19 protein-coding genes are annotated in these 16,248 nt (G+C 71.5%); 14 read left to right on the top strand and 5 right to left on the bottom strand.

Annotated elements, in window-relative coordinates; all coding sequences use genetic code 11:
- Positions 1–33: 33 nt before the first annotated feature.
- The 4 genes from VF647_01525 (at position 34) to VF647_01510 (ending at position 4,198) form a co-directional block, all read left to right on the top strand.
- Entirely contained in the window at positions 34–405 is a 372-nt protein-coding gene (locus tag VF647_01525) for a hypothetical protein (protein ID HEX8450741.1), read from the top strand.
- Between the two features lie 385 nt (positions 406–790).
- Positions 791–1,678 (top strand): haloalkane dehalogenase, encoded by an 888-nt coding sequence (locus tag VF647_01520; GenBank protein ID HEX8450740.1) that lies wholly within the window; start codon positions 791–793, stop codon positions 1,676–1,678.
- 151 nt (positions 1,679–1,829) lie between these two features.
- Positions 1,830–3,620: a leishmanolysin-related zinc metalloendopeptidase gene (locus tag VF647_01515; GenBank protein ID HEX8450739.1), complete on the top strand. Its 1,791-nt coding sequence runs from the start codon at positions 1,830–1,832 to the stop codon at positions 3,618–3,620.
- 107 nt (positions 3,621–3,727) lie between these two features.
- Positions 3,728–4,198, top strand: coding sequence for a hypothetical protein (locus tag VF647_01510; protein ID HEX8450738.1), 471 nt, complete (start codon positions 3,728–3,730; stop codon positions 4,196–4,198).
- A gap of 303 nt (positions 4,199–4,501) precedes the next feature.
- Here the strand turns inward: VF647_01510 and VF647_01505 are convergent, their stop codons facing one another.
- Positions 4,502–6,535 (bottom strand): M13 family metallopeptidase, encoded by a 2,034-nt coding sequence (locus tag VF647_01505; GenBank protein ID HEX8450737.1) that lies wholly within the window; start codon positions 6,533–6,535, stop codon positions 4,502–4,504.
- Between the two features lie 195 nt (positions 6,536–6,730).
- Between VF647_01505 and VF647_01500 the strand changes: the two genes are divergently transcribed.
- Positions 6,731–7,888: a hypothetical protein gene (locus VF647_01500; protein HEX8450736.1), complete on the top strand. Its 1,158-nt coding sequence runs from the start codon at positions 6,731–6,733 to the stop codon at positions 7,886–7,888.
- 107 nt (positions 7,889–7,995) lie between these two features.
- Here the strand turns inward: VF647_01500 and VF647_01495 are convergent, their stop codons facing one another.
- The 3 genes from VF647_01495 to VF647_01485 form a co-directional block, all read right to left on the bottom strand.
- A complete protein-coding gene (locus tag VF647_01495; protein ID HEX8450735.1) occupies positions 7,996–8,340 on the bottom strand; it encodes a hypothetical protein in 345 nt (114 codons plus the stop codon).
- A 6-nt stretch (positions 8,341–8,346) separates the two neighbouring features.
- On the bottom strand, positions 8,347–8,697 hold the full coding sequence (locus tag VF647_01490; GenBank protein HEX8450734.1) for a hypothetical protein: 351 nt from the start codon (positions 8,695–8,697) through the stop codon (positions 8,347–8,349).
- A gap of 261 nt (positions 8,698–8,958) precedes the next feature.
- The gene (locus VF647_01485; protein ID HEX8450733.1) at positions 8,959–9,534 is read right to left on the bottom strand and encodes a YMGG-like glycine zipper-containing protein; all 576 of its coding nucleotides are present in this window, start codon (positions 9,532–9,534) and stop codon (positions 8,959–8,961) included.
- 256 nt (positions 9,535–9,790) lie between these two features.
- On the opposite strand from VF647_01485, the gene VF647_01480 reads away from it, so the two are divergent.
- On the top strand, positions 9,791–10,762 hold the full coding sequence (locus tag VF647_01480; protein HEX8450732.1) for a hypothetical protein: 972 nt from the start codon (positions 9,791–9,793) through the stop codon (positions 10,760–10,762).
- A gap of 238 nt (positions 10,763–11,000) precedes the next feature.
- On the opposite strand, the gene VF647_01475 is transcribed toward VF647_01480, so the two are convergent.
- On the bottom strand, positions 11,001–11,495 hold the full coding sequence (locus tag VF647_01475; GenBank protein ID HEX8450731.1) for a plastocyanin/azurin family copper-binding protein: 495 nt from the start codon (positions 11,493–11,495) through the stop codon (positions 11,001–11,003).
- Positions 11,496–11,724: 229 nt separating this feature from the next.
- Between VF647_01475 and VF647_01470 the strand changes: the two genes are divergently transcribed.
- From VF647_01470 to VF647_01435, 8 genes are all read left to right on the top strand, one after another.
- Positions 11,725–12,144, top strand: coding sequence for a hypothetical protein (locus tag VF647_01470; GenBank protein ID HEX8450730.1), 420 nt, complete (start codon positions 11,725–11,727; stop codon positions 12,142–12,144).
- Positions 12,145–12,178: 34 nt separating this feature from the next.
- Positions 12,179–13,288 carry a magnesium/cobalt transporter CorA gene (gene corA, locus VF647_01465; protein HEX8450729.1) on the top strand — a complete coding sequence of 370 codons (1,110 nt, stop codon included), beginning with the start codon at positions 12,179–12,181 and terminating at the stop codon, positions 13,286–13,288.
- The gene (locus tag VF647_01460; protein ID HEX8450728.1) at positions 13,285–13,743 is read left to right on the top strand and encodes a GNAT family N-acetyltransferase; all 459 of its coding nucleotides are present in this window, start codon (positions 13,285–13,287) and stop codon (positions 13,741–13,743) included. The genes corA and VF647_01460 overlap by 4 nt, the downstream gene beginning before the upstream one ends.
- A gap of 88 nt (positions 13,744–13,831) precedes the next feature.
- Positions 13,832–14,605, top strand: coding sequence for a hypothetical protein (locus VF647_01455; GenBank protein HEX8450727.1), 774 nt, complete (start codon positions 13,832–13,834; stop codon positions 14,603–14,605).
- A gap of 91 nt (positions 14,606–14,696) precedes the next feature.
- Positions 14,697–14,987, top strand: a complete 291-nt coding sequence (locus tag VF647_01450) for a nucleotidyltransferase family protein (GenBank protein HEX8450726.1) — start codon at positions 14,697–14,699, stop codon at positions 14,985–14,987.
- An 82-nt stretch (positions 14,988–15,069) separates the two neighbouring features.
- Positions 15,070–15,375 (top strand): nucleotidyltransferase family protein, encoded by a 306-nt coding sequence (locus VF647_01445; protein ID HEX8450725.1) that lies wholly within the window; start codon positions 15,070–15,072, stop codon positions 15,373–15,375.
- Positions 15,376–15,397: 22 nt separating this feature from the next.
- Entirely contained in the window at positions 15,398–15,730 is a 333-nt protein-coding gene (locus tag VF647_01440) for a HepT-like ribonuclease domain-containing protein (GenBank protein ID HEX8450724.1), read from the top strand.
- A partial coding sequence (locus VF647_01435) for an aminotransferase class III-fold pyridoxal phosphate-dependent enzyme (GenBank protein ID HEX8450723.1) occupies positions 15,727–16,248 on the top strand: 522 nt, incomplete at its 3' end. The genes VF647_01440 and VF647_01435, both read left to right, overlap by 4 nt.

The following is a 16,248-nucleotide window of genomic DNA, read 5'->3' as shown; positions in this document are numbered from 1 at the left end:
GCCCCTGTTTCACGATACCCGATGGAGGAAAGGATGAGGAAACCGATCTCGCCGCGCACCCACGGGGTGCTGGACTACGCCACTTCCGCCACCACCGCGGCCGCCGCGGAGATGCTGGACTTTCCGCCGCAGGCCCGCGCCGCGGCTCGCGCGCTGGCCGGGGGGTACGCCGGGCTCTCGGCGGTGACGGACTACCCGCTCTCGGCGCGCCGCGTGGTGCCGTTCAAGGTGCACGGCGCCACCGAGGCGGCGCTGGGGCTGGCGCTGCCGTTCGTGCCGTGGCTGCTGGGCTTCGCGGATCACAAGCCGGCCCGCAACTTCTTTCTGGGGCTGACGGCGGTGACGTTCGTCGTGGCCGCGCTGACGGATTGGGAGAAGGAGGATTCGCCGGTGGAGGCGAGGTAGGGGACGGAAGTGCGTGAGTGCGTGAGTGCGTGAGTGCGCTGAGGTTGGAGCGCACTCACGCGTTTGGGGGCTCCGGGGAAGGGCCGGCGGTTGAAACCGCTGCAACAACGGCGGGAAGCCTGCCTTCGCAGGCTCGGGGGCGGCGGCGCGGTATGGGGCGGCGGGCACCGGCGCCGCATCGCCGGGGGATGAGTCGCCGGGGGATGAATCCTCCGGCTGGAACTACGCGAAGACCGCTGAAGCGGTCTCGTGAACGGAGATGCCGGAGTCCGCACAGGCGGATTTTGTGTGGTTCCAGCGGCGAATTCATGCGCTCCTGGTGCGGGACCCGCAGCTCGGACGGCATCAACGCACTCACGCACTAACGCACTCACGCACTTCCCCCATGCAGCTTCTCCGCACACCCGACCACCGCTTCTCCCGGCTGCCCGGCTATCCGTGGGAGCCGCGGTACACGGAGGTGGAGGGGGTGCGGATCCACCACGTGGAGGACGGGCCGCAGGATGGGGCGCCGGTGCTGCTGATGCACGGGGAGCCCACGTGGTCGTATCTGTATCGCAAGGTGATTCCCGTGCTGGCGGAGGCGGGGCTGAGGGCGATCGCGCCGGACCTGGTGGGGTTCGGGAGGTCGGACAAGCCGGCGAGGAGGGAGGATTACAGCTACGCACGGCACGTGGCGTGGATGGCGGGATGGATGCGCGCGCGGGAGCTCACCGGGGTAACGCTGGTGTGCCAGGATTGGGGCGCGCTGATCGGGCTGCGGCTCGTGGCGGAGCACCCGGAACGGTTCGCGCGCGTGGTGGTGGCCAACGGCGGCCTCCCCACCGGCGACCAGCACACGCCCTTTCCCTTCAAGGTGTGGCAGGCCTTCGCGCGCTGGACGCCGCGCTTCCCCGTAGGGCGGCTCGTGCAAGCGGGGACGCAGACGCGGCTCCCGCGCGAGGTGGTGGCGGCGTACGAGGCGCCCTTCCCCGCCGAGCGCTTCAAGGCCGGGCCGCGCTCGCTCCCCGCCCTCGTCCCCACGCGGCCGTCCGATCCGGCGAACGGGGCCAACCGCCGCGCCTGGGAGGCGCTGCGCGGGTGGGAGCGGCCGTTCCTGACGGCGTTCGGCGACCGGGACATCTTCTTTCGCGGCATCGACCGCCTCCTGCAGCGCACCGTTCCCGGCGCGGCGGGGGAGCCGCACACGGTGCTGCGCGGCGCCGGACACTTCATCCAGGAAGACGCGGGGGAAGAGCTGGGGCGCGTCGTGGCGCGGTGGCTGGTGACGTAGCGTTAGCCACACCCCCGGTACCTACCCCCGAGTGAGACAGGTTGTTTAGCGGCAGGCCTTTACGAATCGGCCGGCTTGATACTAATTTGTATGTCCCACCGTGCCCGGGCCGGGCGAACCGGCTCCACCCTACCTCGCTGAAGCCCCCATCATGCGCAAGCTAATGCTCGTCCCCGCCTTCGCCGCGCTGGCGGCGGGGTGCGGTTCGGACTCGACGACGGAACCGTCCGTCGCGACCACCATCACCGTAGCGCCCGCGGCCACGCTGGACGCGATCGGCGCCACGCAGATCGTGCGCGCGGGCGTCAGCGACCAGAAAGGCAAGGCGATGGGGAACGCCGTCCTCAGCTGGGAGACGAACTCACCGTCCGTCGTCGTGACGGGGCTGGGGGGCGACAGCGCCTCGGTGAAAGCCATGGCGAACGGGACGGCGTCGATCACCGCCCGCGCCGGCTCGGCCGCGGGGTCGGTGGAGGTGCGGGTCGCGCAGGCCCCCGTCCGGGCCGAGAGCTTCGCGGGCAACGGGCAGTCCGGCGCGGCGGGGGCGCTGCTGGGCAGCGCGCTCCGCGTGCGCGTGGTGGACCGGCTGGGTGTAGGGGTCGCGGGGGTGACGGTCACCTTCACGGTGCAGACGGGCGGCGGCACGCTCGCCGCGGCCACTTCGGTGACCGACGCGGAGGGCATCGCCACCAATAGCTGGACGCTGGGGCCCGCGGCGGGGACGCACACCCTGTCCGTGACCTTCCCCGGCACCACGCTTTCGCCGCTGTCGTTCACCGCCCAGGCCGTCGGGCGGGTGCCGGGCGTGCTGGGCCTGCTGGCCGGCGGGCACCAGGCGGCGATGATGGGGACCGCGGTCCCCGTCGCCCCGTCGGTGGTGGCGCGTGACGAGGCCGGCAACCCGCTCTCCGGCATCACCGTCAACTTCGTCGTCACCTCCGGCGGCGGCCGCACCACCAACACGTCGGTCGTCACCGGTACGAACGGCGTCGCCTCGGCCGGCACGTGGACGCTGGGCTCCGCCGCCGACGCCAACACGCTTACGGCCATCGCGCCGGGCCTCACGGGCCCGCCCGTGGTGATGCGCGGCACGGGGTGCTTCGGCGGTCCGGGCGCGGCGTACGAGGTCACGCTCTGCATCACCACGTCCATGACGCCGACGCAGCGGGCCGCCTTCGCCAACGCGGCGGCGCGCTGGGCCACCCTGGTGCGCAACGACCTGGCGGACATCTCCACCTCGATTCCCGAGGACGCCTGCGGCACGGGTACGCCCAGCATGAACACTACCTTCGACGACCTCGTGATCTTCGCGGCGGCCGTGGACATCGACGGTCCGGGTTCCGTGCTGGGGCAGGCGGGGCCGTGCTTCGTCCGCACGGGCATCGGCGGCCTTCCGGTAGTCGGGAAGATGGAGTTCGACGTCGCCGACCTCGCGATGATGGAGACCAACAACCAGCTCGGCAGCGTGATCCTCCACGAGATGGGGCACGTGCTGGGGATCGGGACGCTTTGGTCGTCGAAGGGCCTGCTGCAGAACCCCAGCAGCCCAGGCAACACGCTGGATACCTTTTACAACGGCTCGAACGGAATCGTCGGCTTCGACGCCATCGGCGGCAACACCTACACCGGCGGCGCCAAGGTGCCGGTGGAGAACACGGGCGGCGCGGGGACGATGAACGGCCACTGGCGCGAGTCGATCCTGCGCAACGAGCTGATGACGGGCTACATCAACGCCGGCCAGAACCCGCTGAGCGTGCTGACGGTGCGCTCGCTCACCGACCTGGGGTACGGCGTGGACCCGTCGCGTGCCGATGCCTTCTCCCTGGCGCTGACGGTACGCGCGCCCGGACCCGAGAACACGCTGAAGATGCACAACGACCTGTACACCGGCCCGCTCTACACCGTGGATCGCGCCGGCCGCTTCACCAGGGTGGCCCGCTGAGGGCGAGGATCGCGCGCTCCCCCGGGCTCGTCCTGGGGGCGGCGCTCGCGCTGGCGGGGTGGACGTCGTGCGCGCGGCGCGTCCCCACGCCGGCCCCGTGCGCGCCCGTGCAGGGGGAGCTCGCCGCCGGCTCCCGCGCGGACGTGCTGGCCGGTGAGTTCCACCTCTCGCTGACCGCCACCAGCGGCCCGCGCGCGGGGAACCACGCCTCGGCGATGCTGCGGCTGCGTCCGTTCGGCAACCGCCCGCCGCCGATCGCGCCGGCGGAGCGGGTGCGCTACCCGCTCTACGGCTTCACCGACCTGGCGCCGGCGTCCGTGGGCGCCGTCGCGCCGGGCGACGTGGGGCGCGACGACCCCGCGGGGCCGGGGGTGCTGGGGATGGAGTGGGAGCGCTCGGGTGCGCAGGCCATCACCCTGCGCCTGGGCGCCGACGCGAACCGTGCGGGTCCGTCCCGCTTCGACGGGGCGAGCCTGGCGCTCTTTGTCACTTCGATCACGCCGGAGCGCTTCGCCGGGCGATGGGAGAGCGGTGGGGAGCAGCGCGCGGGCGGCTACTTCTGCGCGGACCGGCTCTGAGGGCGGACGTCGGAGCACCGGGGCACCGGGGCCAGGCAATCGGCGGGGTCACAGATCGATGAGGGCGCCGGTCCACACGGACCGGCGCCCTCATTCGTCATCCAGGTTTGTGCAAGGTCCGTAACGGCAGTCTCACGCGGAGGCGCGGAGACGCAGAGAGAACTGCAACTGCATGGCTCACACAGAGACACAGAGACACAGAGAGAACAGGTAGAGGTTTCCTCTGTGGCTTGTAGTTCCCTCTGTGTTCTCTGTGTGAGGCTTTTGCTGGTGTTTCCGAGCCTCCGCGTCTCCGCGAAAACTTCACCAGATGCGGGCGCGGATGCTGTCGGGGCGGACCATGGGGTCGCCGGGGGCACAGTTGAAGGCGCGGGCGAACTCGGGCATGTTGGCCAGCGGGCCGTTGGTGCGCCACCGGGATGGGGCGTGCGGGTCCGTGGCCGCCTGCAGGCGCAGCACCTCCGGACGAGCGTTGCGGCGCCAGATCTGCGCCCACGCGATGAAGAAGCGCTGCTCCGGCGTGAAGCCGTCGATCAGCGGGGGGCGCGGCTTGCCCGCCAACTCCTTTTGCAGCGCGTGGAAGGCGATGGTGAGCCCGCCCAGGTCCGCGATGTTCTCGCCCAGCGTGAGCTCGCCGTTCACGCGCAGCGTGTCGATCACGGTGTAGCCGGAGTACTGGTCGGCCACGCGCTTCGTCTGCTCGCGGAAGGCCGCGGCGTCGGCGGGGGTCCACCAGTCGCGCAGGTTGCCGCGGGAGTCGAAGCGGCGCCCCTGGTCGTCGAAGCCGTGCGCCATCTCGTGGCCGATCACGGTGCCGATCCCCCCGTAGTTGGCCGCGTCGTCGGCCGTGGCGTCGAAGAACGGGGGCTGCAGGATTCCCGCGGGAAAGACGATCTCGTTGAGCGAGGCGTTGTAGTACGCGTTGACGGCGGGCGCCGTCATCGACCATTCGCCGCGGTCCACCGGCCGGCCGATGCGGGCGATTCCGCGCGCAGTGGCCCAGCGGGTGGCGCGGCGCAGGTTCTCCAGGTGCGACCCCGGCCGGATCTCCAGCCCCGAGTAGTCGCGCCACCGGTCCGGATAGCCGATCTTCTCGCGGAACGAGCCGAGCTTGGCGAGCGCCTCCGCGCGGGTGGAGTCCGTCATCCAGTCCACCCCCTGCAGCCGCTCGCGGAGCGCCTGGCGCATGTTCTCCACCATGCGCAGGGCGCGCGCGCGGGCCTGCGGGGTGAAGGTGCGCCGCACGTACGCCTCGCCCAGCGCGTCGCCCATGTGCGCGTCGGTCGCGGCCAGGCAGCGCCGCCATCGGGGAAGCTGCTCGCGGGTGCCGGTGAGCACCTGCTGCATCCGGAACTGCTCGTCCAGAAAGGGCCGCGAGAGCGCCGATGCGGAGGACCGCACCAGGTGCGCGCGCATGTACGACCGCCAGTCCGCCAGCGGCACGGTGGCCAGCATCCCATCCAGCGCGCGGAGGAAGTCCGGCTGGCGGACGTTGATGCTGTCGATGGGCGGAGCGCCGCGGGCACGCAGGTACGCCGCCCAATCCCAGCGCGGGGTGAGCGCCTGGAGCTGCGCCAGGGGCATCATGTGGTACGTGGCGGTGGGGTCGCGCTGCTGCACGCGGGTCATGGACGCCTTCGCCAGCGCGGTTTCGATGGCCATCACCCGCTCGGCCTCGGCGTGCCCGTCGCGGCGCCCGGCCAGCGCGAGCATGCGTCCCACGTGCGCCACGTACTCGCCTCGGATGCGCTGCGCCGCGCTGTCCGTGCGGGTGTAGAAGTCGCGGTCGGGGAGCCCCAGCCCGCCCTGCCCCAGGTGCGCGATGGTGCGCGCGCTGTTCTTGAGGTCGGGCGCCGCGCCGAAGCCGAACATCGACGCCGCGCCCACCTGGTGCAGCCGCGCCACCTCCGCCACCAGCGCCGCGCGGCCGCGGACGGCGTCGATGCGGGCCATCTCCGGCAGCAGCGGCAGGCGCCCATCGCGGTCGGCGCGCGCGGTGTCCATGCAGGTGGCGTAGAAGACGCCCAGCTTGCGCTCGCTGCTCCCCGCGGGTGCGCGCGCGGCGTCGCGGGCCGCCTGCTCCAGGAGCCGGCGCAGCACGGCCTGGTTGCGGTCGCGGAGCTCGTCGAAGTTCCCCCAGCTGCTGTACGCCGGCGGAATGGTGCTGCGCGCCAGCCACCCGCCGTTGGCCCACTGGTAGAAGTCGCGGCAGGGGGCGCAGGTGGTGTCCCGGTCGGTCGGGTCCAGCATCTGCCCGCCGGGGCGCTGGCCCGCCGCGGGAAGAGCGAGCACGGACGCGAGCACAACGGCGCACGCGAGCGGCTTGCGTAAGGTCATGCGATTGAACGACTCCTGGAACGATCGAGGCGCATCCACCGTCGAGGTTGCGGGGTGCGGTTAATTTAGCAATGCATGGGCACGAGCGAAACCGCGCCCCCCGGCGGCACCCGGCGCTTCCGCCGTGGCTCGCCCTTCCGTAACTTCCCGTTCTACTCCTGATGATGTGACGCGTGGATCACGCGCAGGTCACGGGTGCCGGCCATTCTCCCTCCCCGCCTCTCCCGCATCCCCATGCACCCGCACTCCCCTGCCCTCCGCCGCTGGCGGGCGCTCCTTCCGGGCGCGCTCCTGCTCGCGCTGCCGGCGCTCCTGTGGGCCAACATGGCCGAGCCGCCGGAGCCGGCGCCGCGGCGACCGGGCGGCCCCGCGGGCGAGCCGGGGGGCGGGCTGCGCGACGTAGTGGTGGAGCACGAGCGGCTTCTGATCGACCTGCGACCTCTGGCGAAGGCGAAGCCCGCGATGGTGGAGGCCACCTACCGCACCCGCAACGACGGGGCGGCGCGGACGGTGCGGCTCCTCTTCGTGGCGGATGGGCTGGGCGGCGCGGGGAAGGTGTGGCTGGATGGGCGCCCCGTCGCCAACCGGCGCACGCAGCCCGGGCCGCTCCCCGCGAGCTGGCGCGCCCCGGCGGTGACCCCGCACCCCGGCGGCGGCGATGCGCTGGCGTACACCTCGAAGGAGGCCGGCGCCCTCGCCTTCGAGCTCCCGCTCCCCGCCGGACGCCACGAGATCCGCGTGCGCTACCCCGCCCAGGCGGCCGTCTACCAGACGGAGGGGCTGATGCCGGTGTGGCAGCTCGGCTACGTGCTGGCGCCTGCGCGCGAATGGGGCGGCTTCGGGCGGCTGGACGTGCGCGTGGAGCTGCCGCGCGGCTGGGACGCCGCCGCCACTCCCGCACTTCGCCGCGACGGCCGTGCGCTGGTCGGAAGCTGGCAGGGGATCCCGGCGGACGCACTGGCGCTGAGCGCGCGGGCGCCCGAGCCGTCGTCGGGGTGGCGCTACATGCTGTGGATGGTGCTCTGCGCGGCGGGTCTCTGGCTGTGCATCCTCGGCGGCCGCACGACGGGTCGCTCGCTGGGTGAGCGCGGACGCAGCGCGGGGTGGGCGCTCCCGATCTCGTTCGCGCTGGCGACGGCGTGGACCATCGCCGCCATCATCACGCTCCTCCTGATCCCCGACTGGACGGAGCGTGCCGCGGGGCCGTTCATCAACGAGTACGTCACGCGCATGCGGTCGTACTCGTCGGGGATGATGCTGATCCTGATCGCCCCCGTCTTTCCCCTGGTCGGCACGCTCGCCGCCCAGATCGCCGCCATCCGCGCGCACCGCACAGCCCGGGCGCCGCGTTAGCCGAACAGAAGGCTCACACAGAGACACAGAGACACAGAGAGAACCGCAAAGGTTTTCTCTGTGTCTTTCTGTTCCTTCTGTGTCTCTGTGTGAGGCTGTTGCTGTTTTTACTCGTCGCCCCGCAGCCGGGTAGCGGGCAGCGCGCGCACGCGAAGGCGCTCGAGGTCGGGCTCGGGGAGCGCGTCCCAGTGCGGAGGGATGGGGGTGAGACGGCGGCGCTCGCCGGGGCCCTCGAAGATCAGCCACCCCTCCATGAGCTGCGGCGGAAGCGAGACCGCGGGGCGCCTCCGGTCCGTGCTCTCGCGCCGGTCCGAGCCGGGCGGACGGAGCACCGGGTCCGGGCTGCGGCGGTCGAAGCCCGCGCGCCGCTCGGCGGAGGTGCGCGCGCCGGGTACGACGCTCCACACCTGCCACTCGATCCCGTTCGGGTCCCGGAAAGTGCGCAGCGGCATCGGACGTCAGCTCCGCCGGGGCACGGGATCGGCCCGGAGCCGGATGCGGTCCAGCTCGTCGTCCGGAAGCGAGTCCCACCCCCGCGGGATCGGGGTGATGCGCCGCTTCTCCGTGTCCGCCTCGAACACCAGCCACCCACCCTGCAGCGATGGGCTGAGGTGCATGCGCAGCCGGGCGCGCCGCTCGGCCGCACGCCGCCGCTCGGGGTGTGCGCGGCGCTCGGGATCGTGCGGCTCCGGCTCGGGATCGCGGCGCACGCGGATGCGCCGCTCGGTCCCCTCCTGCAGCACGTGCGGCACCACGTTCCACACCTGCCACTCCACCCCGTCCGCGTCGCGAAAGGTCCGGTGTGGCATGGTCAGCCCTCCCCCGCGGTCCGCGGATGCACCCGCTGCTGGTGCGTCATCGGAGCCTCCCCAGTGCGGCGCCTCTCGATCCGGATGGGGCGGCTCTCGCCCGCCGATTCCGGAGAATTGCGGGTAAGTAACGCAATGACTGTACCTTACGCATTCCGGCGGCGTTTCCGCGAGCCGATTCTGATGCCTGGGGAGGATGCAGAAACGACGGCGGGCCGGGCGAAATCGCCCGGCCCGCCGCACTTCGTCCAGCCCCGCAGATCAGGGGACGTAGACGGTCTTCTTGTCCACGTGGTGCCCGATGATGGCGCCCGCGGCGCCCCCGGCGACGGCGCCGAGCACCGCTCCGCGCACCCGGTGGCTGCGTCCGCCGGCCACCGCCCCGATCACCGCGCCCGCACCCGCGCCGATGGCGGCGTCACGGCGCGTGTTGCGCTTCACGACCGCCGTAGGGGCGCGGTAGGTGCCGCTGCTCTCGTACCCGCCCGAGTTGCCGCTGTAGCTCCCCGAGCTGCTCCCGCTGGAACGCCGGCGCCCCGAGGACGAGCGGCGCGCGGTGCTGCGGCGCGTGCTCGACGTGGACGACTTGGCCTCCGGCGCCTTCACCGGGGCCGCCGCCGCCAGCATCGGCGCCGACGAGTCGGTCGCGGCGAGACCCAGCTCGGTCGGCGACGCCGCCGTCGGAGCCATCGTCTTCACCGCCGCGTCGGAGACGCCCAGGCTGTCCAGCCAGGTCAGGTCGCTGGAGGGAGCGGTGGCCTTCGGCGCTGCGTCACGCCCGCATGCCGCTGCGCCCACTAGAACGGACACCACAAGTGCTGCTTTGAGGACACGCATCGCTCTCTCCTGCTGTTAGCCAAAGTGTCTCGCGACCCGCGCAGTTCACGTAACTCCAATGTAACACGTGACTTACGATTCTGCAACCCGGACCGCGCCGTTGTGTTCTGGCCTCTATCAGTTGCAGAGACCGGGCCAACTCTGCAACGGTAGCAGCCGGCCGATCGTGCACGATGGACCCCGCCGGGGGCGTTCGGGGGTATGCATGGTGCGACTGTCGGCGGACTGCGCGCGCTCCTTTCACATCGGGCTCCACTTGCATCCTTTCCACCGCCTCGTATGCCTGGCGCCGCTCCTCCTGGCGGGCGCCTGCACGCTGGCCGACGTCTCCCTCCCCGCGGGCGAGGAGGTGGTGGCCGTGGAGGCCGTGCTGCGCACCGACATTCCCGTGCAGGCGGTCGTCCTGCACCGCTCGCTGGACGGGCGCGACGTCCGCGGCGTCACGGGCGCCCGCGTCACCGTCACCGCTCCGGGCGGGCGCACCATCACTTTCGAGGAAACTACCCAGACGTGCTTCCGCGTCCCCGGCGACTATTTCAAGGAGGAGCCGGGGTCGGTGAAGGCGAGCTGCTACCTGTCGTCCTCGGATGAAGGATCGTGGGTGCGCCCCGGTTCCGTGTACCTGTTGCGCGTGGAGACGCCCGAAGGGGGGGTGATCCAGGGGCGGACTCACGTGCCCGGGGCGTTCGGGCTCGCCGGCCTCCCGTTCACCACGCGGGCCGCGTCGCGTGCCTCCGCGCTGTGCGCGCTGCCTCCCCAGCGCATCCTGCCGGTGGCGTGGACGCGCGCGGACAGCGCCTGGAGCTACATCGCGCCCATCCGCATCTTCGACCTGCGCTCGGCCCTGGCGCGCACCGGGATTCAGGCGGCGATCCCGGACCCGCTGGAGCTGGTCGGGCTGGCGATCTCCGAAGAGGACACCACCATCGCGCTTCCCAGCGAGTTCGGCGTCTTCGACCGCTTCGAGTACGACAACGCGGCGCTGGCGGCGCTGCAGACGGGCTTTCCGGACGGGGTGTTCGCGGAGATGGTGATTGCCGCGGCGGATCGCAACTACGTGAACGGGGTGCGGGGCGGGCGCTTCAACCCGTCCGGCCCGGTGCGCATTTCCAGTGTCAGCGGCGACGGGGTGGGAGTGTTCGGGTCGCTGGTGCCGCTGTACCTGCGCGTCCACGTGCAGACGGAAGAGGTCAGCAAGAAGACGGGGATCGTGCGGTGTTTGGGGTGAGGATGGGCGGGTCTCGTTTGTTCGCGTGAGGCGCGGGGGACGACGCGCGGCGGGGCACGGGCAGCCACGTGGGACGGCCCCTACGGGGGTGGGGGTGCGGGGGCGGGGGTTGGTGTGGCGGCGAGGAGGGCAGACACGCAGGTCTGCCCCTACCGGCGTTTGTGCCGGGGGGCAGGCCCTCCCCCCCTCTCCCAGCGGTTTGGGAGAGGGGGGGCGGGGGGGGTGAGGGCCTCCCCGTTTACTGCACCGTGATCGCGGCCTTCATCCCCATGGAGGCGTGGGGGTCGCACTGGATGTTGTACGTGCCGGCATCCATCGTGACCTGCAGGTCGTAGCTCTGGCCGTCGCTCAGGAACTGGCTCGGGGCGGGGAGGTTCGACTTGCCGGCATTCTGGTCGGCCGGGAACGACACGTTGTGAACCGCGTTCCCCTGGCTCACGAACTTGATCACGTCACCCTTCTTGACGGTGATGCTGGACGGCTCGAACTGCCCGGAGGCGCCGCCCTGCGTGGTGACCATGCGCACCGTGTGCACCGTGCCCTGCGCCTGCGGCGTGGTGGCCGCGGTGTTCGGCGCGTCGGTCGTGACGGCCGGCGCCTCGGTGGTGACCGTCGGGGTGCTGGCACCCTGCGGCGTGTCGTTGGTGGTCTCGGCCGGCTTGTCGCCGCCGCCGCACGCGGCGGCGAGCACGATCATCCCCAGAACCGGCAGATTGTAGAAAGCGTTACGCATGTGAGCGTCTCCTGTATCGTTCCAGTCTCGATCCATCGTCCATCAGGATGCGCACAATCTATCCCGCGGGCCCGCACCGCAACATAGGGAAATGTCTGTCGCGAGGCGGCTTCCTCCCCACATCGCGCACCGCCGGGTAGGGAAATTCCCCACGTGATTTGACCGCGCCGCTCCGCCGCGCTAGCGTTGGCGCCACGAGACCCGTCCGCCCACGCCCAGGAGCCCCGCCGTGCCGACCCAGGTGTTCACCGCAGAGTGGGCCCGCGCCTGCTGCCAGGCGCTCAACGACCGCCCCAACTACGCCGCCGTGGCCGCCGACTGGCGCGACGCCGTGGTGCTGGTGATGGGCGCCGACCCCGCGCTCGGGATCGGCGAAGAGCGCGCCGTCTTCCTGGACCTGTACGAGGGCGCCTGCCGCGGCACCCGCGTCGCCACGGCGGAGGACCGCGACTCCGCGCCCTTCGTGCTGCGCGCGGAGGCCGCGAGCTGGCGGAGCATCCTCTCCGGCGGCATGGACCCCGTCTCCGCCGTCATGCGCGGCGAGCTGCGGCTGGAGCGGGGCAGCCTGATGTCGATCGCGATGTACGCGCCCGCCGCCCGCGAGATGCTGGCCGCGGCGTCCGAGGCGGGCGGCGTCTTTCCGCGCTGACCGTGCGCGCGCCGCCAACCGCCGGGCCGCCCGCGTGAAGCGCCGCGACCTCCTGCGCCTCCCCCTGGCCGCGGGGAGGACCGCCGCGCGCGTCGGCTTCCACGGCCCAGGCACGCCCCCGGGATCTTCGCCGGGCACCCTGCCGTCGGACCCGGACGCGTCGCCGCCGCGCGTGAACGTGATCGCCTACGGCCCGCACGAGATCACCGAGTTCGACGTGGAGAGCGTGGAGCAGCTGGGGCTTCTGCGCGGGCGGTACCCGGTCCTCTGGGTCAACGTGGAGGAGGTGCGCCACGCGCCCACCCTGCGCGCCGTCGCCGACGTCTTCGGGCTGCACGGGCTGGCGGTGGAGGACGTGGGGCACATCGGCCAGCAGACGAAGAGCGAGCTGTTCGACGACCACCTCTTCCTGGTCGCGCGCATGGTGCGCCTCTGCCCGCACCTGGACCTGGAGCAGGTGTCGCTCTTCGTGGGGCGCGACTACGTGATCTCGTTTCAGGAGCGCGCGGGCGATCCGCTGGACCCGGTGCGCGACCGCATCCGCCGCTCGCGTGGGCGCATCCGCGGCGCGGGGCCGGACTACCTGGCCTACGCCATCCTGGACGCGATCGTGGACAACTGCTTTCCCGTGGTGGAGACGTACGCGGAGCGGCTGGACCTGCTGGAGGACGAGATCCTGGGGCGTCCCGGCCGCGAGGCGATGAACCAGCTCCACGGCGTGCGCCGCGACCTGGTGGCGCTGCGGCGCGCCATCTGGCCGCTGCGCGATGCGCTCGCCTACCTGGTGCGCGAGCCCCCGTCCGAGCTGGTGGCGCCGGGCACGGTGGTGTACCTGCGCGACGTGCAGGACCACCTCGTCCAGATCCTGGACCTGGTGGAGACCTGCCGCGAGCTGGGCGCCTCGCTCACGGACCTGTACCTTTCCAGCGTGGGGAACCGCACCAACGAGATCATGAAGGTGCTGACGGTCTTCTCCGCCGTCTTCATCCCGCTCAGCTTCATTACGGGCGTGTACGGGATGAACCTCGATACCGCTCCCCACTGGCTCCGCTCGCTCTCCGTGGCCGAGGGGCTGATGGGGTTGGTGACCATCGGGCTGATCGCCTTCTTCTGGCGGCGGGGGTGGCTGGGAGGCCGCTCGTGACCGCCCTCCGCCCCGCCCTCCCCGGCGACGAGGACGAAGTCCTGGCGCTGATGCGCGAGTTCTACCTCCACGAGCGGATCGCGCTGGACGAGCCGGCCGCGCGCAGCGGGCTCGCCGCGCTCCTCGCGGACCCCGCGCTGGGCCGTGTCTGGTTCGTGGAGGGCGGTGGAGCGCCGGCGGGCTACATGGTGGTCACCCTGGGCTTCTCGCTGGAGTTCGCGGGGAGGTTCGCGCTCCTCGACGAGCTGTACGTGCGCGAAGGCTTCCGAAGCGGCGGAGTCGGGGCGCGCGCGGTGGAGGAAGCCGCCGCCGCGTGCGCCGCATGGGGCGTCCGCGCGCTGCGCCTGGAGGTGGGATGGGAGAACGACGCCGCCCAGCGCCTCTACCGCCGCCTGGGCTTCGACGCGCACGACCGCCACATCATGACGCGCTGGCTGGACGGGGAGAAGCGGTAGGGCGCAGCCCGCTCATCGCCCGCGGCCCGGTTCTTCCTCATGCGCGGGCGCGATGCCCCAGCCACCCAAACGCAGAGAGAGGACGGACATGATGCGACGGACATGCACGCTCCTGGCGCTCCTTCTTCCACTCGCGGCGCACCCCGCGCGGGCGCAGGAGGAGGAAGCGGAGGTGACCGGCTTCCTCGTGGAAGAGGCGTACAACCAGGAAGCCGGCCACCTCCAGCAGATCGCGCACTGGACGCGCACGCGCGGCGGGGCATGGGAAGGCGTGTACGGCCACGAATGGCCGCTGGGCGGCGAGCGCCACCAGCTGGACCTGTCGATCCCGCTGGTGCACACCGCCGGCGGCGCGCAGGGCATCGGCGACGTGGAGGTGGGGTACCGCTTCGGGCTGCTGGGAGGATCGGGGAAGCTTCTCACCCTGTCGCCCGGCATCTCGCTCACCCTGCCCACCGGCGACGAGAGCCGGGGCGGCGGCGAGAGCGAGGCGGAGCTTCTCCTCCCGGCCTCGCTGCGCCTGGCGGACGGCCGTCTCTTCCTCCACACCAACGTCAACGCCGCGGTGCCGCTGGAGGGCGGATCGCCGGTGGGCTTCACCGTGGGCGAGAGCGCGATGTGGCGCCCGATCCCCCGCCTGACGCTGCTGATGGACGCGGTGTACGGGAGCGAAGAGACCCCGCTGGCCATCGGCGGCGGCGAGGACCGGGGATGGGTGCTGAGCCCCGGCCTGCAGTACGCCTTCGACATCGGCGGCGACGCCCAGCTCGTTCCCGGCATCGCGTTCCCGTTCGACCCGGCGACTCACGGCCCGCGCGGCGTCTACCTGTACCTGACGGCGGATCATCCGTTCCGGCGGTAGGTGCGGCGCAGGGAACAGCGCCCATCGCCCGCGGCGCGGTTCTTCCTGCGGTGCCGGCAGACGAGCCACTCATCGCCTGGAGCGGACCAACATGGATCGGGACGAGGCGCTGTCACTCCTCCGCGCGCACATGGACGAGCTCCGCACCCTTGGCGTGCAGGAGATCTCCATCTTCGGCTCCGTCGCCCGCGGCGAAGCGGGCCCCGACAGTGACGTGGACGTGCTCGTGGAACTCGGGCCGGGCATCGGACTGTTCGAGTACATCGGGATCCGGGATCGGCTGGCGGAGATCCTCGGCCGCTCGGTGGATATGGGCACGCCCACTGGGCTGAAGCCGCGAATCAAAGACCGCGTACTCGCTGAGGCAGTGCGTGTTGCCTGAATCCATTGTCAGCGACTTACTCGACACTCGCACGCACACGATAACCTGAAGCTATTCCACCGAACTGCTAATCTGACGAGCGATGGAGCCGAAGCCGCTTTCCCGCGACCGCGTCATCCACCTCCTGCGCGAGCACCGCGCCGAGATGGATCGTTTCGGAGTGCGTTCCATTTCGCTTTTCGGCTCGGTTGCCCGCGATGAGGCGACCGAATCCAGTGACGTGGACGTGCTCGTGGATTTCGGACCAGAGCCCACGTTCCGTGGCTACATGGACCTGAAGTTCTTCCTCGAGGATCTGTTCGAGACGAGGGTGGACGTGGTTACGCCTGGCACGCTTCGGCCGCGCGTGGAGCAATCCGTAACCGGGGATCTGCTCCTTGTCGCGTAATTGGCTGACGTTCCTGGAAGACATGGTCGAAGCTCTGGGCCATGTCCAGGAATTTACCTCGGGTATAACCCGCGACGAGTTCGTTGACGACCGCCGGACCTTCTACGCGGTCATGAAAGCTTTCGAGATCGTGGGAGAGGCCGCGAAGCAAATCCCTCCGGAGGTACGTGCTCGGCATGCGGAGGTCGACTGGCGCGGGCTGGCGGGATTTCGTGACATCCTCACGCACTCCTACTTCAATGTAGACCCGAAGATCGTGTGGAACTTGGCGGTCCAGGATGCGGTGCAGGCACATCGCCAATTACAGATCGTGCTCACCGCCGAGTCCGACAGGAGTAGCCGGGAGGCCCCGTGAGGTCTGAAGCATTCGGCGCGCAGCTGCCGACGCTCGCGAGCCCGCCGCCGGGGCCGGAGTCACGGCGGCTGGCGGGGGAGCTGGCGCGCTACGAGTCGCCCAACGTCACGTACCTGGCGGACGACTTCCCCGTGTTCTGGGCCGAGGCGCGCGGGGCGAACGTGCGCGACGTGGACGGCAACGTCTTCGTGGACCTGACGGCGGCCTTCGCGGTGGCCGGCGCGGGGCACGGGCACCCGCGCATCGTGGATGCCGTGCAGCGCCAGGCCGCCCGCCTGCTGCACGGCATGGGCGACGTGCACCCGCCCGCCATCAAGGCCGAGCTCCTGCGCGCGCTGGCCGAGGCCGCGCCGGGGGGCCTCACGCGCTCCATCCTCGCCAACTCGGGCGGCGAGGCGGTGGAGGCCGCGCTCAAGACGGCCGCCATCGCCACCGGAAAACCGCGGGTGCTCGCCTTCCACGGCGGGTATCATGGTCTCACGTACGGCTCGCTGGCGGTGTCGGGGCGCGAGGACTTC

It is taken from the genome of Longimicrobium sp., from assembly GCA_036387335.1.
Classification (GTDB): domain Bacteria; phylum Gemmatimonadota; class Gemmatimonadetes; order Longimicrobiales; family Longimicrobiaceae; genus Longimicrobium.
The sequence above is the reverse complement of the archived record's forward strand: the minus strand, read 5'-3'. Positions and strand labels throughout refer to the sequence as shown.

What these genes read in the sequence shown, in the direction of transcription:
- VF647_01485 (HEX8450733.1), bottom strand. Translation starts at nt 9,534, where the DNA reads ATGCGTGTCCTCAAAGCAGCACTTGTGGTGTCCGTTCTAGTGGGCGCA.
- VF647_01445 (HEX8450725.1), top strand. Translation starts at nt 15,070, where the DNA reads ATGGAGCCGAAGCCGCTTTCCCGCGACCGCGTCATCCACCTCCTGCGC.
- VF647_01475 (HEX8450731.1), bottom strand. Translation starts at nt 11,495, where the DNA reads ATGCGTAACGCTTTCTACAATCTGCCGGTTCTGGGGATGATCGTGCTC.
- VF647_01505 (HEX8450737.1), bottom strand. Translation starts at nt 6,535, where the DNA reads ATGACCTTACGCAAGCCGCTCGCGTGCGCCGTTGTGCTCGCGTCCGTG.
- VF647_01515 (HEX8450739.1), top strand. Translation starts at nt 1,830, where the DNA reads ATGCGCAAGCTAATGCTCGTCCCCGCCTTCGCCGCGCTGGCGGCGGGG.
- VF647_01495 (HEX8450735.1), bottom strand. Translation starts at nt 8,340, where the DNA reads ATGCCGCTGCGCACTTTCCGGGACCCGAACGGGATCGAGTGGCAGGTG.
- VF647_01490 (HEX8450734.1), bottom strand. Translation starts at nt 8,697, where the DNA reads ATGCCACACCGGACCTTTCGCGACGCGGACGGGGTGGAGTGGCAGGTG.
- VF647_01450 (HEX8450726.1), top strand. Translation starts at nt 14,697, where the DNA reads ATGGATCGGGACGAGGCGCTGTCACTCCTCCGCGCGCACATGGACGAG.
- VF647_01520 (HEX8450740.1), top strand. Translation starts at nt 791, where the DNA reads ATGCAGCTTCTCCGCACACCCGACCACCGCTTCTCCCGGCTGCCCGGC.
- VF647_01440 (HEX8450724.1), top strand. Translation starts at nt 15,398, where the DNA reads ATGGTCGAAGCTCTGGGCCATGTCCAGGAATTTACCTCGGGTATAACC.
- VF647_01455 (HEX8450727.1), top strand. Translation starts at nt 13,832, where the DNA reads ATGATGCGACGGACATGCACGCTCCTGGCGCTCCTTCTTCCACTCGCG.
- VF647_01525 (HEX8450741.1), top strand. Translation starts at nt 34, where the DNA reads ATGAGGAAACCGATCTCGCCGCGCACCCACGGGGTGCTGGACTACGCC.